Here is a 22,507-nt window from a genome sequence, read left to right on the forward strand (position 1 = left end):
ATGAAAGGATTGAACCGTCAAGCAACGGGCATCGCCCTCGGCCTTTGCCGCGATGCATACGGTAACCTGCTCAGTGGTCAGGAAGCGCGGGCCTTTGGCTACCTGCGGAATGCCGTTCAGCTTCTGGCCGCGTTAGAGGAAAGCGCGGAGTCGAAAGGTGACATTCGCGCGGAGAAAGCCCTTGAAGCAGCGCTCAAAGAAGCACTCGAAGGCGCGGACAATCTTGAGCCGGCGTTTGACCACTCCTTGATGGCCGCTGCGCGCGCTAAATATGAGGCAATGGGGATTACGGCCAAGGGAGTGTTGCCGTCTATTGACCCCAACGACCTCCCTGAGGACCATCCGCTCCGTCAAATCGTTGCAGACTTGACGAAGTAAGTCGCCGCTCCAGCCGTCCCTTGTATGAAACTTGACCAGGAGACTAGCCTGGGAGGTCGGCCAGCCTGAAAAAAGACGGCCACCCGAGGGTGGCCGAATCAGTCGACGGTTCGTGAAACTGCCGGCGACGATGATGCCGTCACGCGTCACCGAAGAGTTCCGTCAGCCCCTCCCAGTCGCGGGAGTGGACCAGTTCCTCGACCAGTTGGAGAACTGCCAGCAGGTCCCGGCGACTCCATCCTTTGAGCGCACGGCGAACTTGACCTGTCGGCGAGCGCCTGTCTGGTTCAACTTTGGATTTACCTCGTCGCACGTCACAGCCCTAATGCAAGTGAAAACTGCGCTCAGGCCGAAACCGATTCCGCGCTGGCGGCGGCCGGCTTGGCAATCTTCGCGGCCTCGAACGCGAGAATTAGCAAAGTGCCGGTCGGTTTGCCCTCGCGCGACAGGTAGAAGTCGGCTTTGAGCTTGCCAGTGACTTTCACAAAGTCCCCCTTGGACAGTGCGAGGTTCGCGTCCCGCATTACCCTGACGCTGTACCAGGTGGGCTCGCTGTCGACGCCGCGCTGGCTTTCGCACATTCTGAACTCGTAATATCCCTTTCCCGTCGTCTTGCTCTCTTTACGCACTGGAGGCGTAGCCACGTTACCAAATGCCTGCATTCTGATGTCCTCTGAAATTGATGTCGCGACGGTGCGATTGCAGCGTCTATTTGTATAGCTACGTCGCGGACCGCAACGATGGCAGGCCATGGATGAAAAAGGCCTCGGAGGAAAGGCTGTTGGAGGAGGTGGGGGCTATGCCTTGGAGTACCGTCGGCTGTAGAGCCCAGATGGCGCGGCTGGCAAATCGATTTGCGAAGGCCAATCATGAAAAGCATGCGTGGTGCCTTGAGGGCTTTGACCGTTGAATCACGCGCTTGGCGCACAGAAGCCGTCACGCCGCGAGCTTTGCCGTGGGAGAGGACTGAGGCGGGGTGGTCACGACGGGTTTCGCGACGTCTGGTCTCCTCGCCCTGCGAGTAGACCAGTTAGGCCGATGTCCTCATCAAGGTCGGGCCAATGCAGCCCTTGTCCCGATGCGCTGATGCGAAAGTGTTTTCGCTGCTCCACTGTTGCGTGAAGCAGTGTGGGAAACCGCGCCAGAGTCACCGTAAGGGTGCGGCCATCAGACAGGCGCACCGTGAACGAGTCGGCTTCGAAGTGAAGGTCGAGGATGCGTACGTTCATGGTTTATGACGGCGTGGTATGAGTCGGTGCCCGTTACGCTCTTTCATAGCGCGATTTCCAAGTTTAGCCGAAGCCATTGGGGGTGAATGTACCGTAAGTCGCAGTTGCGCAAGGCAACTTGGGTGCTAGCTGTTCGGTAACATGCTTGGTTAGTCCAGCCAGGGCTGCTGCCAGAATGAAGGCACAGGTTGACGCCATGGCGTCGAACGCGGTGAGGGAGATGCAATTGCCCGAAACGAGGAGAAAAAGAGCCCTCCGGAGATAAGGCCGGAGGGCAATAGGCTAGCTAGGCCTGAGGACATCTTCGTCGGAGAATCATTGCACTGGGTCATTTTCAGTACGGCGAAATCCGATGGTGCGGAGTCGCAACATGTATAGCTATCAGCGCTGTTGGTCGCCGGAAGTTTTCAGCAGCGGTGACGCCGGCTTGGGCCACGGTGGTAGAGTGTCTGGCCGTCGGTATGGCAGGTAGTTCTCGTCGAACCAGCCGGCGAGCGGTTGCCGGTTGCTCTTGTCCAACCGAACTTTCGGGAGCCATGTCGGGAGCAACTGAACGATGACATGGCCGACACACATATCGATGGCATAGCCGCCTGGATTTTGCGTGACGGCGGCCCAGACTTCGAACACACCGTCGTCAGTTTCCCGGAAATGGCGGCTACTGCCGCGTACGAGAGGCACGTCGTCGGCGAGCGCGGCCTTGGCGCGCAGGACGGCTCGTGCGCGTTGCCAGATTCGCTCGGTTCTCGCCAGCACGACCACGCGGCGCAGCACGGCCTGATTGGGCAACCGTATGCCGACACGGCCGGCGAGCGCCGACAAGGCTGCCTCACGGTCCGCGCCGCGCTTGCTTCTGTCGATTTCAACCCATGTCATGCCGTCGTCTTCGAAGGCAATGGCGTCGGGTCGCAATGTGCGCGCGCCGCCAGGCACCTCGACGGTCAGGAAACCCTGGATGGCGGCTTCGCCGTCGTCGCGTTGAAGGTTGAGGTCTTGCAGCGCCTCGCGTTCCGTCATCGCGCGCAGCTCGCGTGCTTCAGCGCCGAGAACGACGAAATTCATCCATAACATGTGCTCGGGATTCAACATGTCGACGACGCGTCGAACGGAAGCAACGGCATCTACCCCCCGGTCATTGAGCCATCTTGCGCCTGCGACGGTCAGGCCGTACACATGCTGGAACCGGTCGGTCCGGTAACGGCGGACGAGGTTCGCTTTCGCGAGGCCACGCATCGCCCGCTGTGCTGCTGTGAGCGCTGCCTTGAACGGACGCTCCGGAAAGCATGCCACGGCAATGTCGATGGCGCGGACGACACGAAACCGGTTGATGGTCTCGAGCGCGCGCAGCCACACAATCTGTCGCAGCGCGGTCGGGTGAATCGCGGTGGTGAGACCGCGACTGACCACGCGGGCCTGCCCGCCGGTATCGTCGCCAGACGCACCACTCGTTTCGTGCGCAAGAGGGGGCGGATTTTGTTCTAGCGTGGCCGGAACTTCTTCGCCATGGGCGTCGGCCATCGGAGCTGTAGTTCGATGTTTCATCGCGGTACTTTCGAGAAAAAATGTCTGCGGTGCCACACGTGCAGCGGGGTGTCGTCGGGCGCGCGTGCGGCGTTTTTTCGTATAGCGAATGCGATATCAAGGTCCGCTATGCTGACCACCACGCACGCCGAAAAAGGCTGGTTTTTTCGAGGCTTCGTTGCCCGGCCGGACGCGGGCAGGGACAACTGTTCTTTCCCCTTGTCCAGCCTCGCGCGCAGGGGCGCGCGGCATCGATGTATTCGTCGCGACGTCCTGCAAGGCCCATGTGCGTTCGGCCCGGCTGCGCCGGTGCAAACCCCGCCTCCGTCCCCAGTCGTTCTGGCGATGCCACTGTTTTTCCTGAACGACGGCATCGACTGTGCGAACGGCATGCCGTTTTGCCGCTGGCTGCCCCACGCTGCGAAAGCAACTCGACTCTCCCGCAGCGCGGGGACCCCGAGCCAGTCCGCGTGCGCGCTGTCGCGCACACGCGTATTGACAATGCCGACACGCGCTGGGACGGTGGCGGGGTTTGCACCGGCGTAGCCGGGCACGGTCGCGAGCAACTCGCTGTCCATTGCCGTACCTGCGCAGGAAAACGTGACCCGTGCACGCTGCCGAAGGTTGCGTCGATGAACGCGGCTGGACGCCGCGCCGTCCTTCGGCTGAAGGCGTCGGGAGCATCGTTCGGTGTCGACGTGCCGGCCGTGACGAAAACCGTGCTGGGCAATGCTGAGGGTGCCCTCATGGTTGCGGTTCCGCAGACGCCAAGGGGCCTGCCAGAGGCCCGAGCTGCCGCATGCAGTGCCAGACCCCCAGCTCGACGTCGTGAAACTGCCGCATGGACAGCTTCCTGAAAAAGGCCGGGTCGCCGTCGTACACGGTGAAATGCAGCGGGGCGTTCAATCCACGGTGGTAGCCGACCGATACCTGCTCGCCCTGAACGACGACCGTAAACTGGTAGTTGTCGTCGTTGCGGTAGAGGACCACCTGGGTGTCGGCGGTCTGGAAGGTTGCAACAGGAAGGGGAATCGGGGCGTTCATTGCGGGTCCCTTGCCTGTCAGAGGCATCGGTCGGGCTCGGAGAAGTACCACTCGACCTCCTCGGGCGACACCAGCGCGCGGCACTTTGCTCCGCCCAGCAGCCGCACGACAGCATCAAGCGCATACGACGGGAGGTAGGTCCGCCTGGCAAGCAGCGCTGCACACTCAGCTTCCATGCCGGCTAGACTGTCGCCGGACTCCACGAGCGCTCGAACCGCGAGAGCGACCTCATCGTCGAGTTCGTTCGACGGCTCGCAGAATTCGAGTCTGGACTTGCTTACGATGTACTGGTGCTTTTTGCAGATTGCGAGATAGTCCCTGATGAATCGCACGGCCGGTGATGCCGTCGTGGCCCGGAGCGGTTCGGATTCGGTATTGTCGGTCATTCGGATTCCCGTCGAAGTTCATTGGCTATATCGCTGTGTAGTTACGACATCGACGGAAGCTCTGATGCAGAAACGCGTAGATTGATGACGAGGGCTAACACCAGCGAGGGAGGGGGAAGTGAAAGTCAGGGAACTGCTTGCGCGACTGCGAGACGCTGACCCGGAGGCGGAAGTGCGATTCATGCCGCTCGCCGCCGATTCGACAGAGAGTGATTCGGTCGATGAAGTCGAGTTTCAGGCAGAGCCGTGGACGTTCGAGGAGGGTGACGGTTATTCGGTGTATTACCCTGGTGAACCAGAGCCACGTGATGCAAGCTATGAAAATGTGAGGTACCGGCGGCTGCCAGTGGTGCTCCTCAAGCCCGATATGCCGGCTCGATGGAAAGCGTTGCTGGAGAAGCGCTGAAGCCTGCTACGCAGGTGATGGCCAGGCGGTTGCGGCGCAACCGACCTCTTTGTAATCGAAGCGTATTCACAGTTCCTTCGAGGAGACCTTGGGGTGGGCGAAGCCCATCGCTGGCTAACACGGGTTTCCTCGGGCAGGGCTTCACCCTGAAGTCTCTCAACAGGAAGGCTCCATGGCTGGAAGGAGTATTCGTTCGAGACTTTACCCTGAAGGACAGAAGAGCTTTTCCCTGTGAACTTCACCCTGCCGAGGCGTCACGTTCAGGAAGACGCCAGGCTTGAAGGTTCTCGCGGGCGCGGCTTGCGACCGCCTTTTACTTTTTTGAGGCTCCTTTTACTTCTTTTAGGAACCCCGTTCAGCCTTATGCAGCAAAGGTTTCCGGGGGTCGATTCCGGTCAGGGGCGCGCCATTTCCGGTCAAAGGTGCGACAGATTCTGGTCAAGGGCGCGGATTTCCTGTTCAAAGGCGCGTTGGCGCAACCGGTGCGCCCGCAAAGAAAACGGCCACTTCGAATGTCGCCGTTCTTCGTAGTACTACTGTTTTTGGTCCTCAAACCTGACCATGCGCGGACGTTTGACTTCGACCATTTCGGTCCCGGACTTCCCATCGACCTTCCTGGTGATATTCCATCCCAGCAGAAACTTCACGCGAACCAGTTGCCCGAGCGCAGCGGTGAGCTTGTCCTTGAACGCGTACTTCTTCTCCGGGGCGTCGTTGCAAAGTTCTATCAGCGTAGCCAGTGGTATTGGACGCGGAGTCTGGTGCGTCGAGTAGAAGAGTAGCAGCCATCGTGCGAGGTCGCTGCGGCGTTCGAGCTTCTGCTCATATTCCCGTCTGAGGCAGGTGTAGCAGTTGTCGTCGTACAGCCTGCGCACGCTGTCATGAAATTTCATCCGATAGCTGCCGTCGTCGAGTACGTCGACGTGGGTGAGCAGACTGGGTATAACAAGCCTGCCAAGCCGTCGCACTTCGATGGTGAGCTGCGCGTCTTGCAGCCGTCCGATACAGGCGTGGAGTTTTTTGCGCGATTCAGTATTGCGGCTCCAGCCGAGTTTCACGAGGAATTGATTCGGCGTTGCAGTTGCCGAGCCCGGCGTGCTGCGTTCGAAGTTCAGCGCTTCGAAGAAAACCTGGCGGTCGTCCTGCCGCAATTCCGGTCCGCAATAGGTAATCGTGCCGCCGTTCGTCCCGTACACTTCGAAAACGGCATGCGGCACATGCTGTCGCGAACTCTTAGGGTCGGCAACACCGAATAGGCCGCATCGGACAAATTCGTGAGGAACAACAACAGTGGTTTCTCGATGGTCCGGCGTCAGCGGTTCTCGCGCACCCGTGGCCGTCGCCGACATCCCCTTGTCCGCGTTCGTCATTTCCGTCCTCACGGCTCGTTCTTCCGGCGACTCGTACCAGTCCGGTGGCTGCGGCAGTTTCTCGAGCGCACCCATGAGCATCGACGCCGTGGCGGCGTTGTTCGCGCGCTCCGTCGCAGTCCGTGCAGCTTCCCGTGGTTCGACGCCTTGCTCCAACTGCTGACGAAAGTGCGTGCGGCGTTCCGCTTTTTCTGCCGACGTGAGTTTCATGACCGCTCTCCCGTGGTGGTGAAGAGCGCTTGAGCGCGCGAAACGGCAGGTGGGGTGAATTCCGGCGCGAACGCACGGATATGGACGCCCCCTTCGTTGACGACGCACCTCGGAAGCTCGCCACTTCGTGCGCGGCTGAGACCGATGTGGAAGGGGGACGCGGGACCGTCATACGCCTTTTCGCTGAATCCGGCATGAGAGCCGACACTTTCAGAATACATTGCTACTCTCCTGTTGGGGTATCGAGCCGCAGATGGGCTCACCAGAACGGGTAGCGACCGGATGTATTCGGTTGATGCAAAAAGGCGTAGAGCGTTGGCTGAATCGGGCGCATCGATTGGCAGACTTCGCCCGTCAAGCGGGTGTGACGAGCGCAGCGGTGTGCCAGCTATGGCGTGCCGACCCTCACCAGTCCAGGGGGACTCGGTCGTCGGATGCAATAAAGCCTTGCTGCACCTGTTCGGAGCCAATCCAGACGCGAGCGGTGAGGTCAACCTTGAGTGAGAACGCCCACGCTGACTCATAGTCGGGAAAATCGCGGTATCCGTAAAGACCGTCAGCGAACTCCCAGGACACGCGAAATTTTTCTTCCATCGTCTCTTCTCTGTTGTTGTGTGGTTGCGCAGGGCGCGTTGTGCGCCATGCAATCTATAGCGAGCGGAGGCTGCGGGCATTCGGCCGGAGACGGTTTTTTCTGGCCACTGGAAAGGATTGGTTCTCCATTGTCGAGCGCGTTGCCGGCGGCAGGTTCGGTAGCGCAACATGCGATTTCCAGGCGACGCCATTGCGCTCGCGCGCTTGCTCAACGTCATGCGTCGTCGTTCATTGACTGTGGCTCAAATTTTTAGAGATATGAGCCTACGCTTTTCCGCCAGAAAGCCGTAAATTAGTCGAGGTGGCACAAGAAGATAATCAGACGGGGAGTTGACGGTGGGAAAGGTAGTGAATCTCGAGGAGCACCGCAAGTTTGTGCAAAAGGACGACCCGGGTGCGTCCTTCGTAGAGCGACTGCCAGAGTCGCTACAAAAGAGCATGGCCGAGACTCGCCTGCGCATGCTCCGCACAGCGGAAGAATATGAGCACCTGCAACGTCTCGCGTCGTCGTTCAAACCGTCGACCATTCCTGCCCTCGACAACCCCGCTCTCGTCCCTCTCCTGAACCTCCGTTTCAATAACGCGAAGCTGCGCGACCTGTTCTATCCGCTGCGCAGCAGCCTTTATTCCGCAGAATACGAGGCGCTGTACAGACGTTTCGGCCTGTACTTTCATACATCTTCGATGTCGGACCCATCCGGGCACTTTCAGCTATGGGTGCTCGTCGGCCAACACCACCTCCGTACGGACAAAATCCGGGCTGCCTATGACAAGGTGGGCGTGAACTGGGTTGAAGCGGTGGTGAGCGCCGCTGCGGAGCTCAAGTTCGAGGAGAGGAAGGACGAGGGGCGGGCTCTGCTACTGATACCGCGCGAGTGTATGGTTTAAAGGTAGGACGAGCTATTTCTGCTGGTTGTCGTTCTCACTGGCCGGTGAACCAAGGCTGGTCGATTGGACTGAGCACAGGTTAGACGATGAGCAACATCATTGAATTCAAGAAGAAGCCGGAGGCGGCTCTTGCGCCTGCTCCGGTTGAGGTCGGGCCCGAACACTACACGCCGGAGCATTACCGGCTGTCGGACTTGATGCGCTATGAGTTTTCGGAATCTACCTGGTCGGACAGGGACGGCTATTCCTATCAAAACACGCTGGAACAGCATGCCCACCTGGTGGCATTTTTCGCTGCGTTCGGATTCAAGTACGATGACCACGCCCATAGCGCTTTCCGGGCTTGGGCGGCTCTGAAGGACAAGTTTGTGCCGCATGTGGTGATGTGCCTCGAGCATTCGAGCACGTGGAATCTGGTCCGCAATGGGCTCGATGCGGAGCGTATTGCTTATGTCGAGGCTGTCGTTCGCCAGGATAAAAAGGCCATACGGCAGTACCGAATCGTTGCACAGCGAGAGTTGGATATCGCTCGTGGCAGAGCCGAGGAGGCTGAGAATACCGTCCAGTTCATGGACGTACAGATTCCGGCTGAGGCCTCGATGTTCGAGCGGGGCGTAACGAATCTCCAGTGGTATACGGCGCTTTCCTACTCGTTTTCGCCATTCGAAAAGACCGGTTCTGGCGAGTACCGGAACGACGAGCACGACATGTTCATTGCCCACGCGTACGTCTGCGGCTGGTCGTACGCCGACATTGCGCGCGACAAGATGCGGCTCGACGAGGTTGCGAGTATCTGCATCGGTATCCTCGGCTACCACTTCCGGCAAATGCATCAGATGGGGGATTGGCGATGGAACAAGGCTGCGGCCGAGAAGACCTTCGTGGGTTGTTCAGACAAGCTCATTCGCTATATCTCCGCGTGTCACGGAAAGCGCACCGACTCTGCACGAAAGCTGCGCGATGACGTCTGGCCAGAGCTCCTGGATTGGGCGCGATTTCACCCATACGACCGGTCCGTGTTCGGCCGTCGCCGATGAATAACGAGCCCTCAAGTTAAGGGCTCTCGTTCTCGATGTTGCGCTTCAAGGATTTCAGAGCTGTCTCACTCGACCTCGATGCCGCTTTCCTTCAGTCGGTATCGAGGTTTGTACCTTATACGCCTTTGTCGGCCCGTAAACGAATACTGAGTCAGATTTCGCGTACGTTTGAGAAAGAGGCATCGGCCCAGCCCGCCGTACTTCAGTGAAATGACGACGCTCCGAGCAGGTCACTGAGGTCCTCTTCAAGTGAAATCCAGTAAAGCTCCTTATCCGGCATGTCCTGCCGGCGCTCCGCCAGTTTGTCAGCGGCGAGCCTTTTCATTGTGGTGCGTGAAATTGTGAAGGTCGGAGCGTCCGGTGCGAAGAGGCTGGTCAAAGCTTGCTGCTCGATATTGGTGTACATGAAATTTATCTCTCAGTTTTGATAATTATAAACTCGCTTATGCACTGAGCCACGAATAGCTGGCGACGAATTCATGAAAGAAGGCGACCTGAATCTAATGAGTCAACCGTTTTCAATGTCACGAGAAAGGAGCGGGAAAGCACGCTGACGAATTCCGGACTCGCGGGAGGCGGGCGGGGATTCCGGCGGGCGTGCCGTGCCAAAGCTGCCGGCTACCCCCTGATGCCGGATTCCTGGCCGGTCCATTGGGAAGTATCAGTCTTATTTAATCCATTAAAAAGAACTGGTTTTATTCTGGCCTTTAAAAAGGAATGGTTTTTAAGAGCACTGATTTGGTGCTAAGTATTTAATCGTTGACAACCTGAGTTTTAAAGCCGTAGAGTGAATGCCATTGTTTGACGCGGGGAATAAATGAGGAAGGCAATAAAAATTGTCAAAGTGTTACTGCTGGTGCTACTTGTGAGCGAGCTCTTGGCGTGGCTGGCATTCGGCATCCCGCCGCTTCGGTGGCATGGATGGTATCTGCTCGCGGTGCCACTCGGCGTGTTCATTTTCTGGCCTACAAAACGGGGTAAATAACATGGCAAACATCCTGATACTGGACGCGTTCAGGGCGCGCAGGGTCGTGGAAAGGCTGCACGGCAAGGCGTTTTCTTTTCTCAACAGCGATGAGCGATACGCGCCGCAGCGGGCTGAGCACGCGGACATGCAGGCTCGTGCGGCACGATTTTCGGTAGGTAACGCCCCCGGATTCCTGAATTCGCCGATTCTCGAGCCGTTGCGCAACCAGCGGGTTCGAGGAAAGGCGATTCAGCAGATTGTTGGGGAACGTATGGATGACGCTGAGCACCTGCCAGCGTATCTGTCCGATGGCCTGGCTCGCCACGGCCTGCGGCTGACGACGCAGTCTACGTACAAGCACCGGCAACCCGGTGTGCTCGTCGATTTGCGCTGTGGCGGAGCGGTTGAGCGTCTCTACATCGCGGAGGGATTTTCACCGACGTGGCGGGACCTGCTGATTGCTGAAGCCGATGGGCTCATCGTCGACCCGACGGACCCCAGGCTGACGCCATTAGGGCGCTTCTATGCGTACGCGTTTTATCGTGTCTGACGGCTGCATGGACGTCGCCGTGGTCGAGAGAACAATATCCGATTGAGTGGGGGAATATGCGTAGCGTGATAGCAGAAGCGGCCCAACGAGTGCGAGCTGCAAACAGGCGGCCGAGCGCAGGGGAACTGGAAACGTTCGAGCAATTGCTCGAAGCGGTGCGCTTGTACGGTTCGCCCATTGGCCGGCAAGCCGAGGTACTCGACATGATTGCGAGTCGGAACGGGGAGCTGTTCAGCCAGTTCGAGTTGCCCGTCGCCGACTTTGAGGCAGTCGGAAGAATGGAGGAAGAAGACTGGCTTTTCGTCCAGCTGCAGCTGGCCTTGCTACGTGCAGCGCGCGAGGTGATTGAGTCAAGTTGATTGTTGCGATGTGCGTGGAGTTAACTTCGATGCATTGTTGTGTATAACTAAATATATGTGAGGAAATATGAGAGCTGCATCTACTGAATTGACCCGTATCTGCCTGATTGGCGGCGACTGGGAGGGGCATCGTGTCGAGAGTTCGCTCCACAGGTTCACCGGAACCGCCGATTACGCGGAGGATTTCGACGAATTCGACGCAGTGGTCTCGGACTTCATCAACTTCAGTCCGTACATTCACTACGACCCGGAAACCAAAAACATCGTGAAGGTGACCACTGACCTAGCTCTCTGTGCTGTCGGCGGAGATGGGCTCATGTACGAGATTGTGGGTCTCGACGTGGTGAAAATGCGGATGCCGGAAGATGACACGCTGTATGAGTGGTACCTGGCGTATGCAGGTATTCACCCCCGGAGCCCCGACGGTGGTAGCGCAGAGGGTAACCGCGTCTGAGCGCTCTATGACGGGCGGAGCATGCGACGCGCACTCCGCCTAGTCCCTATATGAAAAGAACCTGACTTGAGGAGAATGAATGGATATTGCTTCGATTGACCTTACTCGCGTCTGTGTCATTGGCGGCGATTGGAATGGACGGTGTGTAGAGGGGTACAACGAATTTGGTGACCCGGAGACCTATCGCGACTTCGACACGTTCGAGCGCATTTTCCGGACGCTCGTCAAAGAGTGTCCATACGTGCACTACGACGATGAACCCGGGCATGTTGTGCGGATTCACGACGACACCGTCCTCATGGAATACGGCCGGTACGGCGACGAGGTGGTGAGGAAAGGGCTCAGGGTGCTCAAGCTTGAGATGCCGAATTACGATACCTTGCTCGCGTGGTATGGCGAACTTAAGGCCGTGTGGGGAGATAGTCCAGGCGACGGTGGTGAAAGCCCCAGCGCGCTGCAGGTTGTGCTGACTACCACCACGTTGAGCAATGAATGACGCCGCGTTCGTCGCCATCGCGGCGAAAATTACAGAGGAGCCGCGCTTGCACGGAGCGACGAAAGCCGTCCGTCAGGCGGCGTATCGTGCACGCCGCACGGGTCTGAAGGTGCTTGAGAAAGCTGCGCGCGCAAGGGAGTTTGATGACTCCGTGCTGGAGGCTGCCTTCGCCCGCTATGGGATTCGACTGGTCCGCAGCGCCAGCGCATACAGCGTCGTCGTGGACGGCGGTGGCCTTGATGTACGACGGAGCATCGTGAAAGCGCTGCGTTGGTACTGCCGTTCGCGCTACGTGAGCGCACACAACGCTGCGCGCCCATGCCTGAAGAAGGAGCGCGAGGAGCGACGTGCCCAGCTGGCCGCGATGGGAATCGACATGACTCGATTCCTCGCGGTCTGCTCGGTCATTGACGAGGTTCGATAGTTACATCGACCCGAATGAATCGTTTCACTTAATAACCGAAAAAATCCTGTTGCCAGGAGACCTACGAGGAATTCGAACCATGAGCAGAACAATTGGCGAGCAGCAGTTTCGCAAGTGCATGAACGCCGCCGAAATGCTGAGCGAGAGCGCCACCAATCAGGATGAAATTGACTATCTCCACGGATATCGGTACGGCCTGCGGCGTTGTTACCACGGCAAGGAGTTTGGGTCAGACGCGGAAATCGCGCAAATGCTTAGTCGGGAAGGCGCAATGCAGGACGGGTTCCGCCACGGGCTTGTTGGTATACCCGTTGCTTTGTCGCGTTTTGGCGATTGAGTGCCGGCAGCCATTCCGGGTCACCTGGATTCCGTTCGCATCATGTCGCCTTGTTGGGCTGGTGGCGACGATAAAGCCAGTACGCCATTAACGCCGCTTCGCACTTGTCGATGCGGCAGCGTGATGGAATCCTGTCGCCGAACAGTTCCTGTGCTCGCTTGCGACTTGTCGTCTTGTCTGCCGTTACGCCGAGACTGCGCTTCCAAACGGATGCAGTAGGGAACTCGACCAACGCACCGAGCGCCACAGCCGCACCATAGGCGCTGCCGGCGGCGAGACTGAGCGTCACAAGCGACGCCGCGTTGTCAATTCGGAATGCCAGCGGACGCTCGATGGCAACAGCCACTGCGCCGTGCGTCGCTTCCTCTCGAAGCACTTGACTGACGGCTTCGGCACCTAGCACCTCCACACTCCCAGCGTTTTCCAGTCTGATGAGCGCGCCGGACGCATTGAGCACTGCGATGGCACCTTTGCGACCGGGGTCAACGGCGAGGTATCGCTCAAAGCGCGGAGTCTGGGAGAGGCGGTTGGAGGGATAGGTTGGCATTCGTATTCACAGGAGCTTTTCCCCGTATAGGAACTCGTTGGGCGAACGCAGTAGTCGAGGCGGTCTTCCTACCGGGCATTAGTTCGGGTCCTGAGCCGACGACGTGGCAAGGTACCCGGGTGATGTTCTGGCCAAGCGGCCCGGTATTGTTCGTGAGGCTTTCTAATGGTGCTATCCGGAGACAGCTGGCGCACCCGTGTTGCCGTACCGCGAGAACCGTGGTTCGACCACCTCTTGACGATAGCCTCACTGGTCAGTTATCTTTGTCGCGCTCGCCACACCTACGCGAGCTCTGCTACCTCGCTGCTTGCAGCGAATCCTTTTAAGCCCCGAGCGACACCGTCGCCGGCCTGATGGATTCGTTCGCGCACAGCGCAGAGGTACACATGAACCAGAGCTCCGCATCTAGCAGAAAATCCCGCCGTAGCAATCTCCCAACTAGCCCGAGCCGCAAGGTCATCTGGGCCAGCAGGCCGTTTCGCGGCCGACTCGGCGCGTACGTTGGCATTGCCCTCGAAGCCTACCGGCTGTCGGTGGCGATACACACACCCGCTGGCCCGCGCTGGGTTCCGGTCCGCGAAGCCCTTTCCGCTTTAGAAGCTGAATCCTGGGCCGCATCCGGATTCACCCGCTGACGAGGCCGGCAGGGCACGCCGTGGAGCTGCTGCGCCAGGCAACGCCCTCTCATTCCAATCGACCACTTGAAGACGTGCGCCTTCCTGACCTGCGCAGGCGCAATCGCTCGAACCGAAGCCCCGCTCATCGGGTTGCTATACGGTTCATACAGGACAAATTGAGGACACAAGAAATGCTGAAATTGACGTTTTACCGGAACTCCAACAACCTCTGGATTGGTGATTTGCACGATGGGGAAACGCGTTTGCTCGCCACGACTCATCCCGCGACTATTGCAGCGGCAGTCTTCGCGATGGACGAGTACAGCGTGCGCGTCGAGACCGAGAAAGCCGGCTTCGACGCAGATTTTCCGTTGAGGATGGAGGAGATTCCGTCTTGGCTCTCATTCATGCTCGACGCCGAAATGGCCGAGTGGATGTGCGCGCTGTACACGTTCTCGCAACTCGATTTCGCCAACCCTCATCCGGAAGATACGCAGGCTGACATCCACTTCCGGACGGCAATTCATCACCTGCCACCTGAGCTCGTGAAAGTCCGCCCCGCTGAGGCGGAGCCGAAGGGGTTCAAGAAGCAGCTGAAGAAGAGGAATCAGTTCATCTACTACCCGTCGTGCTAGAGGCGGCTCGCCCACCGAGGCGAAGCTTGATTTTGGTTTGATTCATGAGGCCCGCGCCGAGATTTCGGCGCGGGCTTTGTCTGAGGCCTTTTCAGGTTGTGTCGAGCATTCGCGCCGCGCCCGGCTGAGAGATATGCCCGTCGCATGCTCGCGTTGCTGTGTGTGCGCGAGGTAGCGCGGCAGTGGTATCAGTTGTATCGCTTCCGGTTTGGGGCAGGGCTAATGGCCGCCTGAGGTAATGGTCATTTTGCGGGCAATTGTCCATCGGTGGCGATTGCCGAGACCCGGAAACCAAAACGACGGAGCGGTGTTGCTCCGTCGATGACTAATGGAGTGACTGCGCGGCGCGAGCTCGACTGTGATGCACAGTGATTGCGCGTTCCGGAGGACGGCGACTCCAGACGGCCTGCCACGGAAGCCGGTCGCCCCAAAAGTCTTGAAAGGCCGCGACAACTGGAAGGAGGTTAAGACGTTGATGGAGCCGTGGCACGGGGGCGCGAGTAGAATTGCGACAAAGCTCCTCCGGTGCAGGGGGCGCGCCTTGTTACGAGTACATGAAATGAACCAGGACCTCAAAAAGACCCTCTGGGCTGCAGCCGACAAACTGCGGTCATCAATGGACGCAGCCGAATACAAGCACATCGTGCTCGGCCTGATTTTTCTCAAATACATCTCGGATGCGTTTGACGAGCGCCGTGCCCAGCTCGCCGCCGCGTTCGCCGACGAAGGCCACGACTTCTACCTGCCGGACGAAGCCGACCGCACGGAAGCGTGGGAAGAGCGCGACTATTACACGATGGCTAACGTGTTCTGGGTGCCGCCCGTGGCACGCTGGGAAGCCATTCGGGCGCACGCCAAGCAGGCCGACATCGGCGTACGGATTGACGCCGCGCTGGAGGCCATCGAGGCGGATAACGAGAGTCTGAAGGGAATTCTCGACAAGCGCTTTGGCCGCACGCAGCTCGAACCCGGTCGCCTGGGCGAGCTGGTGGACCTGATTTCGACCGTTGGCTTCGGTGAGGGACACCGCGCCAAGGACCTGCTCGGCGAAGTGTACGAGTATTTCCTTGGGCAGTTCGCTACTGCCGAAGGCAAGAAGGGCGGACAGTTCTATACGCCCGCGTCCGTCGTGAAGGTGCTCGTTGGGGTGCTGGCACCGCACCGGGGACGTGTCTATGACCCCTGCTGCGGTTCAGGCGGCATGTTCGTGCAAAGCGAGAAGTTCATCGAGGCACACGGCGGCAAGTTGGACGACATCAGCATTTACGGTCAGGAAGCGAACCCGACTACCTGGCGGCTGGTGGCGATGAACCTGGCGATTCGTGGTTTGGCTGCCGACCTCGGGAAGGAGCCGGCCGACTCGTTTCACCGCGACCAGCACCCTGACCTGCGGGCCGATTACGTCCTTGCCAATCCGCCGTTCAATATTAGCGACTGGGGCGGCGAGCGGCTGGCCGAGGACCGCCGCTGGGTCTACGGCGCGCCGCCGGCTGGCAACGCGAACTACGCGTGGTTGCAGCACATCCTGCATCACCTGAGCCCGCGTGGTCAGGCGGGCGTGGTGCTTGCCAACGGCAGCATGAGTAGCAACCAGAACAATGAGGGGGCTATCCGCCGCGCGATGGTCGAAGCCGATGTCGTGGACGTGATGGTTGCGCTGCCGCCGCAGCTCTTCTTCAACACACAGATTCCGGCGTGCCTGTGGTTCCTCGCGAAGGACAAGAGCGGTGCGGTGGTGCCGGGCGGCAAGCGCGGGCGCGACCGGCGCGGCGAAGTGCTGTTCATTGACGCGCGCAAACTCGGACGGATGGAAACGCGCGTGGTACGCGTGTTTGATGACGTGGACATCGCGAAGATTGCTACGACGGTGCATCGCTGGCGTGCCGATGGAGAGGATGGGACCGACGAGCCTTATGCCGATATACCGGGCTTCTGTCGCTCGGTGAAGCTGGCCGAAATTGCCGAGCACGGGCATGTGCTCACGCCTGGCCGCTATGTCGGAGCCGAAGAAGCCGAGGACGACGACGAGGCGTTTAACGAGAAGATGGACCGGTTGACTGCGCAGCTTGCCGAGCAGTTGGCGAAGGGCGCGGAGTTGGATGCCGTAATTCGGGAGAAGCTTGGGGAGGTGGGGTATGCGGTCTGATTGGCCGAGTCCGACCTTCGGGGACCTGATGGAACAAGGCGTGCTTGAAATCGGGGATGGCTATCGAGCAAAAAATGACGAGCTCGGTGGTTCAGGACTAATTTTTTTGCGCGCGGGTCATGTCACCGACACTCACATTGATTTTGATGGTGTTGAGCGCTTTGTTACCCTCGATGCAAAGCGATTTGGCCCAAAGATTGCTCGTGCGGGCGATGTAGTTGTAACCACAAAAGGAAACTCGACAGGGAGGGTCGCGTTCGTCACTGGGCATATGCCCGCTTTTGTATACTCGCCGCACCTTAGCTACTGGCGCTCAAAGTCTGACGCTGTTCTCCATCAAGGTTTCTTGCGAACGTGGTCTCGGAGTAATGAGTTTTCGGCTCAATTGGCGGCAATGAGTCGTTCGACCGATATGGCACCGTATCTGAGTCTCTCCGACCAGCGGCGTTTGCGCATTACGTTGCCGCCATTCGCGGTGCAAAGGTGTATCGGTGAGCTAGGCGACGCACTTGACGACCGCATCGACCTCCTGCGCCAAACCAACACCACGCTCGAATCCATCGCCCAGGCGCTGTTCAAGAGCTGGTTCATCGACTTCGACCCGGTGCGCGCGAAGGCTGAAGGCCGTGAGCCAGAAGGCATGGGGGCAGAAACGGCTGCGCTGTTTCCGGATGCGTTCGAGGAGTCGGCGTTTGGGGAGATTCCGAGAGGGTGGACTGTTCGCGGTCTGGACTCATTCGCAAACTACCTCAACGGACTTGCATTACAAAAATTCCCGCCCGAAAGCGAGCAGGAGTATCTGCCGGTTATCAAAATTGCCCAACTGCGCGCGGGGAACACCGCAGGCGCTGACCGCGCGAGTGCACGCCTCAAGCCTGAATATGTGGTCCATGACGGCGATGTCCTTTTTTCGTGGTCGGGTTCGCTTGAAGTCGAATTTTGGTGCGGTGGAGACGGGGCTCTCAATCAGCATCTCTTCAAGGTGTCTTCGAAAGATGTGCCGAAGTGGTTCTACTATCAGGCAACCCGCCATTTCCTGCCAGGTTTCCGGGAGATAGCTGCCCACAAGGCGACGACGATGGGCCATATCCAGCGTATGCATTTAACGGAAGCTCGAATTGCGTTACCGCCTGCGGATTTGATTGGCGCGCTGGGTGAATTCATTGGTCCATTGCTTGAACGGCGTATCACGAATTCGCTTCTGGCGCGAGAACTCGCAGCGCTACGCGATACGCTGCTTCCTCGCCTCATCTCCGGCAAGCTCCGCCTCCCCGAAGCCGAGGCGCAATTGAACGAGGCCACGGCATGAGCGGCGTCAGCGAAGACGATGTTGAACAGGCCATGCTCGAATGGCTGGCCACCCTCGGCTGGCAAATTGCCCACGGCCCCGATATATCCCCTCCGGACGCCAAGACCCTGGGCACGGAGCGCGACAGCTACCGCGACGTGGTGCTGCGCCATCGTCTCACTGATGCCATCGCACGCCTCAATCCGCACATTCCGCCCGGTGCCCGCGACGACGCCCTGCGCCACGTCCTCAATCCCAACGTGCCTGGCCTCGTCAACGTCAACCGTCAACTCTACCGCTGGCTGGTCGATGGCGTGCCGGTCGAGTTCCAGAAAGACGGCGAGACGCGCGGCGACCGCGTGCGGCTGGTCGATTTCACCGACATCGCCGCGAACGACTGGCTGGCCGTCAACCAGTTCACCGTGCAGGGGCCGAAGCAGCCGCGCCGTCCCGACGTGGTGCTGTTTGTCAACGGGCTGCCACTCGTCGTCGTGGAGTTGAAGAACCCCGGTGACGAGGACGCCGACATCTGGGCCGCCTGGAATCAGCTCCAGACGTACCAGCAGGACATCCCCGACCTTTTCCACGCGAACGCGATTCAGGTCATCTCCGACGGCACCAACGCGCGCATGGGCTCGCTGACCGCGAACCGCGAGCGCTTCATGGCGTGGCGCACCATCGACGGGGTGACGACTGACCCGCTCGGCCCGATGCGCGAGCTGGAAACGCTGACGCTCGGCCTCTTCCAGCGCGACCTGCTGCTCGACTACCTGCACCACTTCATCCTGTTCGAGGACGACGGGCGCGTCATCAAGAAGATTGCGGGTTACCACCAGTTTCACGCCGTGCGGGCAGCAGTGCAAAGCGTGCTGGAGGCATCGGTCCCGGGAGGCTCCCGCAAGGGCGGCGTCGTGTGGCACACGCAGGGCGCGGGCAAGAGCATCGAGATGACGTGCCTCGCCGGCGCGCTGATGGCCCATCCGCGCATGGGCAACCCCACGCTCGTGGTTGTCAACGACCGCAACGACCTCGACAACCAGCTCTTCGGCGTCTTTGCGGCGGCGAGCGAACTGCTGCGCGAAACGCCCGTGCAGGCCGCCACGCGCCCCGAGCTGCGCCGGCTGCTCGCCAACCGCCCATCCGGCGGCATCATCTTTACGACCATCCAGAAGTTCACGCCAGGCGAGGATGAGGATGCCTTTCCGGTGCTCTCCGACCGCTCCAACATCGTCGTCATCTGCGACGAGGCGCACCGCAGCCAATACGGTTTCGACGCGCGGCTGCCCGGCGCGGACGCCAATGCGCAGGCGGGCAGGCCCGCCGCCTCAAGCGCGGTGCGCTACGGCTATGCGCAGTACCTGCGCGACGCCCTGCCGGGTGCCACCTTCGTTGCGTTTACCGGCACGCCTGTCTCGCTCGATGACCGCGACACGCGCGCCGTGTTCGGCGACTACGTGCACGTCTACGACATCGAGCAGGCCGTCAGGGACGGGGCGACCGTGCCCATCTACTACGAAAGCCGACTCGCAACGCTGGAGCTGAAGGAAGCCGACGTGTCTTCGCTGGACAGCGAGGTGGACGAACTGACCGAGGGCGAGGAAAGCGACGAGGCGAAGGTCGCCGCACTGCGCCGCTGGGCCGCGCTGGAAAAGCTGGTCGGTGCACCGCCCCGCGTCCAGAAGGTTGCGGCCGACGTCGTCGCGCACTTCGAGAACCGGCTGTCGGCGATGGACGGCAAGGCGATGATTGTCGCGATGAGCCGCGAAATCTGCGTGCACCTGTATAACGCCATCGTTGCGCTGCGCCCCGAATGGCACAGCGACGACCCGATGCAGGGTGCTATCAAGATTGTGATGACGGGCTCTGCCTCCGACAAGGCGCTGTTGAAACCGCACGTTCACCCGAAGGACGTCCGCAAGCGCCTCGAAACGCGCTACAAGAATCCTGATGACCCGCTGAAGCTCGTCATCGTGCGCGACATGTGGCTGACCGGCTTCGACGCGCCGTGCCTGCACACGATGTACGTGGACAAGCCGATGCGCGGCCACAACCTGATGCAGGCCATCGCGCGGGTGAACCGCGTCTTCAGGGACAAGCCCGGCGGGCTGGTGGTGGACTACATCGGCATCGCCAACGAGCTGAAGGCGGCGTTGGCAACCTACACGCAGGCGAAGGGGCGCGGCAGGCCGACCATCGACGCGCACGATGCGCTGGCAGTTCTTGAAGAAAAGATGGACGTGCTGCATGACATGCTGCACGGCGTCGATTACAGCGGATTCCGCAGCAATGCATGGAAGCTGCTGCCGTCGGTGGCCGACCACGTGCTCGGTCTCGACGACGGCAAGAAACGCTTCGCGGATACGGTGCTCGCAGCGAGCAAGGCGTTTGCTCTGTGCTGCACGCTTAACGAGGCACTGGTGCATCGCGACGAGCTGGCGTTCCTGCAGGCCGTGAAGGCCGCGTTGACCAAGCACGGTGGCGTCGACAGGGTGCTCACCGACGAGCAGAAGGAGCATGCGTTGCGTCAGATTATCAGCCGCGCGGTGGTCAGCGACCAGGTCATCGACATCTTTTCGGCGGCGGGCCTGAAGCGCCCGGACATCGGCCTGCTGTCGGACGAGTTCCTCGAAGACGTGCGCCACATGAAGGAGCGCAACCTCGCTGTGGAGCTACTGGAACGGCTGCTGAAAGGCGAAATCAAATCGCGCTTCAAGACGAACGTCGTACAAAGCGCGAAGTTCTCCGAACTGCTGCAACAGAGCCTGACGCGATACCGCAACCGTGCGGTCGAAACCGCGCAGGTTATCGAGGAACTCATCGAGATGGCGAAGAAGTTCCAGGAAGCGGCCCAGCGGGGCCTGCACCTGGGCCTGAGTCCCGACGAGACGGCATTCTACGACGCGCTGGCGACCAACGAATCGGCAGTGCGCGAACTCGGCGACGAAACGCTGAAGAAAATCGCGGTCGAGCTGGTCGTCAGGCTGCGCGATTCGGTGACAGTCGACTGGGCGACGCGCGAGACGGTGCGCGCGAAACTGCGCGTGATGGTCAAGACGCTTCTCAGGCGCTACAAGTACCCGCCGGACCGGCAGGAGGAAGCGACGGACACGGTGCTCCGGCAGGCGGCATCGCTGTCGGCGGATTGGATTACCTGAATTGCCGGCGGACCGTTACGCCGTCACACAGGACGACGCGATGATGGCCTCGAAGCTCCACGTAACATCCTTTGTCAACCGGTCAATCGAGCGCTGCGCGAGTAAGGGAATGCGACGGACTGGCAGGACATCCAGCCTTGCTGGTGTTTGTCTCACGCGAAGGCTTTGGCCTTACCTCGACGTCATGCGCCCATGGCCGGTTCGAATGAAATGTTCCATCGGACGACGAGAGGCAAGGAAACTTCCGTACTCCATACCGTCTTTGCTTGGCTCAGAGCAGGTCCTCTGACATGGCCACGAATAAGAACCAACATTTGGTTCCTCGTTGCTATCTCAAGCCTTTTACGAGGGATGAGGGTAACGCCACCATTAAGCTTTTCAATATTGACCGGAAACGGTTTGTCCCCACAGCTCCTGTCAAGAATCAATGCTCTGGCTCGTACTTCTATGGCCAGGACCCAACACTTGAAGAAGCAATTCAATCGTGTGAAAGTGCGTATGCTTCCTTACTCCGCAAGATTCGTGGCCCTGGATATTCTCTCGACAATGAAGATAAGTGTTTCCTACGTTACTTCTGGCTCGTCCAACACCTTCGTACGGAAGCAGCGTCGAGGCGCTCTGTAGAAGAGGTTGCGGAGGCTGAGTCAGTCATAGGCGGCGGGTCATTGTCATTTGCTTTTGGCATCAAAGAGGCAGTGCTGATGGCAATGGACGCAGTGGCGGAGGCAGCCCCAATCATTGATGACCTCAAGGTATGCCTCCTCAAAAATCGGACCGGTATTCCGTTTGTCACATCGGATGACCCAGCCATAGCGTCAAACCGCTGGTACCTCGAAGACCGTCGGACTGTTGGCTGTTCCTTTGGCATCAATGCTTCCGGCCTCATTACGTTACTGCCATTGACGCCGGAGATACTCTGCCTCGCATACGATGGCGACGTATATAGCGTTCAGCACGAGCACGGTTGGGTCCAGGTTCGGAATGCCGGCGACGTGAGAGCTCTAAACCAGCATCAAATCCTCAATTGCTTCGCCAATCTTTACCTCCCAGAAACAGCGTCAGAAGAGGACGCCAGGTCGCAGTACGCTGATTGTGCGCACCACCGGCTTGCTGTGCGGCACAAGTTGAACTACGCGGTTCCTGAGAGCGAACACGAGGGCTATGTCCGCTTCGTTGTGACCGAGGCCGATGATTCCACGCGCAAAGGCGAAGCGCTACTCCATCTCCAGACGCTGCACCCTAAACCGACGCGCTGGCCGAGTTTGCTTCGCTCGCGCAAACCGGGTGCTGTCTACGCCAATGGCACTGCTGTGAACTACGTCCGTGAGCGCCACGCGTTGGCACCCGACAGCATCAATCCCTTCAGGAAGGAGCGCGCCTGGTAGACTGGGTTGATGGGCCGGAGAAGAGTGGAGTGCCTCGAAGCTTTTCCCCGTCATTCTGCGGACTTGGGACGGGTGTCGTCAATG

At 59.6% G+C, this 22,507-nt stretch carries 24 protein-coding genes; 15 read left to right on the forward strand and 9 right to left on the reverse strand.

The features are described 5' to 3' along the window. Positions 1 to 378, forward strand: coding sequence for a hypothetical protein (locus E1N52_RS27040; RefSeq protein ID WP_133185860.1), 378 nt, complete (start codon positions 1 to 3; stop codon positions 376 to 378). A gap of 344 nt (positions 379 to 722) precedes the next feature. Here E1N52_RS27040 and E1N52_RS27045 read toward each other — a convergent pair whose 3' ends face one another. The 5 genes from E1N52_RS27045 to E1N52_RS27065 form a co-directional block, all read right to left on the reverse strand. Then, positions 723 to 1,040: a single stranded DNA-binding domain-containing protein gene (locus tag E1N52_RS27045; protein ID WP_133185861.1), complete on the reverse strand. Its 318-nt coding sequence runs from the start codon at positions 1,038 to 1,040 to the stop codon at positions 723 to 725. Between the two features lie 318 nt (positions 1,041 to 1,358). Next, positions 1,359 to 1,607, reverse strand: a complete 249-nt coding sequence (locus E1N52_RS27050) for a DUF2442 domain-containing protein (RefSeq protein WP_133185862.1) — start codon at positions 1,605 to 1,607, stop codon at positions 1,359 to 1,361. A 381-nt stretch (positions 1,608 to 1,988) separates the two neighbouring features. Then, positions 1,989 to 3,125, reverse strand: a complete 1,137-nt coding sequence (locus E1N52_RS27055; RefSeq protein ID WP_133185863.1) for a replication-relaxation family protein — start codon at positions 3,123 to 3,125, stop codon at positions 1,989 to 1,991. A 747-nt stretch (positions 3,126 to 3,872) separates the two neighbouring features. Continuing rightward, positions 3,873 to 4,172, reverse strand: coding sequence for a hypothetical protein (locus E1N52_RS27060; protein WP_133185864.1), 300 nt, complete (start codon positions 4,170 to 4,172; stop codon positions 3,873 to 3,875). A gap of 17 nt (positions 4,173 to 4,189) precedes the next feature. Next, positions 4,190 to 4,558 carry a hypothetical protein gene (locus tag E1N52_RS27065; protein WP_133185865.1) on the reverse strand — a complete coding sequence of 123 codons (369 nt, stop codon included), beginning with the start codon at positions 4,556 to 4,558 and terminating at the stop codon, positions 4,190 to 4,192. Between the two features lie 181 nt (positions 4,559 to 4,739). On the opposite strand from E1N52_RS27065, the gene E1N52_RS27070 reads away from it, so the two are divergent. Beyond that, positions 4,740 to 4,964 carry a hypothetical protein gene (locus E1N52_RS27070; protein WP_133185866.1) on the forward strand — a complete coding sequence of 75 codons (225 nt, stop codon included), beginning with the start codon at positions 4,740 to 4,742 and terminating at the stop codon, positions 4,962 to 4,964. A gap of 533 nt (positions 4,965 to 5,497) precedes the next feature. Here the strand turns inward: E1N52_RS27070 and trfA are convergent. After that, the gene (trfA, locus tag E1N52_RS27075) at positions 5,498 to 6,544 is read right to left on the reverse strand and encodes a plasmid replication initiator TrfA (RefSeq protein WP_133185867.1); all 1,047 of its coding nucleotides are present in this window, start codon (positions 6,542 to 6,544) and stop codon (positions 5,498 to 5,500) included. A 405-nt stretch (positions 6,545 to 6,949) separates the two neighbouring features. Beyond that, the gene (locus E1N52_RS27080) at positions 6,950 to 7,138 is read right to left on the reverse strand and encodes a hypothetical protein (RefSeq protein WP_133185868.1); all 189 of its coding nucleotides are present in this window, start codon (positions 7,136 to 7,138) and stop codon (positions 6,950 to 6,952) included. Positions 7,139 to 7,486: 348 nt separating this feature from the next. Here E1N52_RS27080 and E1N52_RS27085 point away from each other — a divergent pair, with 348 nt between their 5' ends. Together E1N52_RS27085 and E1N52_RS27090 are read left to right on the forward strand one after the other, a co-directional pair. Then, positions 7,487 to 8,026 carry a hypothetical protein gene (locus E1N52_RS27085; RefSeq protein ID WP_133185869.1) on the forward strand — a complete coding sequence of 180 codons (540 nt, stop codon included), beginning with the start codon at positions 7,487 to 7,489 and terminating at the stop codon, positions 8,024 to 8,026. Between the two features lie 86 nt (positions 8,027 to 8,112). Next, entirely contained in the window at positions 8,113 to 9,063 is a 951-nt protein-coding gene (locus tag E1N52_RS27090) for a hypothetical protein (RefSeq protein WP_133185870.1), read from the forward strand. Between the two features lie 202 nt (positions 9,064 to 9,265). On the opposite strand, the gene E1N52_RS27095 is transcribed toward E1N52_RS27090, so the two are convergent. Continuing rightward, entirely contained in the window at positions 9,266 to 9,469 is a 204-nt protein-coding gene (locus E1N52_RS27095) for a hypothetical protein (RefSeq protein ID WP_133185871.1), read from the reverse strand. Between the two features lie 580 nt (positions 9,470 to 10,049). Here E1N52_RS27095 and E1N52_RS27100 point away from each other — a divergent pair. From E1N52_RS27100 to E1N52_RS27125, 6 genes are all read left to right on the forward strand, one after another. Next, positions 10,050 to 10,580 (forward strand): hypothetical protein, encoded by a 531-nt coding sequence (locus E1N52_RS27100; protein ID WP_133185872.1) that lies wholly within the window; start codon positions 10,050 to 10,052, stop codon positions 10,578 to 10,580. A 65-nt stretch (positions 10,581 to 10,645) separates the two neighbouring features. Continuing rightward, complete coding sequence (locus tag E1N52_RS27105) at positions 10,646 to 10,939, forward strand: hypothetical protein (protein WP_133185873.1); 294 nt, start codon at positions 10,646 to 10,648, stop codon at positions 10,937 to 10,939. A gap of 67 nt (positions 10,940 to 11,006) precedes the next feature. Next, entirely contained in the window at positions 11,007 to 11,393 is a 387-nt protein-coding gene (locus E1N52_RS27110; RefSeq protein WP_133185874.1) for a hypothetical protein, read from the forward strand. Positions 11,394 to 11,472: 79 nt separating this feature from the next. Further along, a complete protein-coding gene (locus tag E1N52_RS27115; RefSeq protein WP_133185875.1) occupies positions 11,473 to 11,889 on the forward strand; it encodes a hypothetical protein in 417 nt (138 codons plus the stop codon). Then, positions 11,882 to 12,313, forward strand: coding sequence for a hypothetical protein (locus tag E1N52_RS27120; RefSeq protein ID WP_133185876.1), 432 nt, complete (start codon positions 11,882 to 11,884; stop codon positions 12,311 to 12,313). The genes E1N52_RS27115 and E1N52_RS27120 overlap by 8 nt, the downstream gene beginning before the upstream one ends. Before the next feature lie 79 nt (positions 12,314 to 12,392). Next, on the forward strand, positions 12,393 to 12,650 hold the full coding sequence (locus E1N52_RS27125) for a hypothetical protein (protein ID WP_133185877.1): 258 nt from the start codon (positions 12,393 to 12,395) through the stop codon (positions 12,648 to 12,650). A 40-nt stretch (positions 12,651 to 12,690) separates the two neighbouring features. On the opposite strand, the gene E1N52_RS27130 is transcribed toward E1N52_RS27125, so the two are convergent. Next, positions 12,691 to 13,197, reverse strand: a complete 507-nt coding sequence (locus E1N52_RS27130) for a RuvC family protein (RefSeq protein WP_133185878.1) — start codon at positions 13,195 to 13,197, stop codon at positions 12,691 to 12,693. 808 nt (positions 13,198 to 14,005) lie between these two features. On the opposite strand from E1N52_RS27130, the gene E1N52_RS27135 reads away from it, so the two are divergent. The 5 genes from E1N52_RS27135 to E1N52_RS27155 all read left to right on the forward strand — a co-directional run bounded on the left by E1N52_RS27135 (position 14,006) and on the right by E1N52_RS27155 (position 22,423). Then, positions 14,006 to 14,449, forward strand: a complete 444-nt coding sequence (locus tag E1N52_RS27135) for a hypothetical protein (protein ID WP_133185879.1) — start codon at positions 14,006 to 14,008, stop codon at positions 14,447 to 14,449. Between the two features lie 559 nt (positions 14,450 to 15,008). Next, positions 15,009 to 16,595 carry a type I restriction-modification system subunit M gene (locus E1N52_RS27140; protein WP_133185880.1) on the forward strand — a complete coding sequence of 529 codons (1,587 nt, stop codon included), beginning with the start codon at positions 15,009 to 15,011 and terminating at the stop codon, positions 16,593 to 16,595. A gap of 28 nt (positions 16,596 to 16,623) precedes the next feature. Beyond that, positions 16,624 to 17,904 (forward strand): restriction endonuclease subunit S, encoded by a 1,281-nt coding sequence (locus tag E1N52_RS27145; protein ID WP_246089230.1) that lies wholly within the window; start codon positions 16,624 to 16,626, stop codon positions 17,902 to 17,904. Beyond that, entirely contained in the window at positions 17,901 to 21,038 is a 3,138-nt protein-coding gene (locus E1N52_RS27150; protein WP_133185881.1) for a type I restriction endonuclease subunit R, read from the forward strand. Before E1N52_RS27145 ends, E1N52_RS27150 begins: the two co-directional genes overlap by 4 nt. 290 nt (positions 21,039 to 21,328) lie before the next feature. Next, complete coding sequence (locus tag E1N52_RS27155; RefSeq protein WP_133185882.1) at positions 21,329 to 22,423, forward strand: DUF4238 domain-containing protein; 1,095 nt, start codon at positions 21,329 to 21,331, stop codon at positions 22,421 to 22,423. Positions 22,424 to 22,507: the final 84 nt, after the last annotated feature.

This window comes from Paraburkholderia guartelaensis, from assembly GCF_004353905.1.
Lineage (GTDB): Bacteria > Pseudomonadota > Gammaproteobacteria > Burkholderiales > Burkholderiaceae > Paraburkholderia > Paraburkholderia guartelaensis.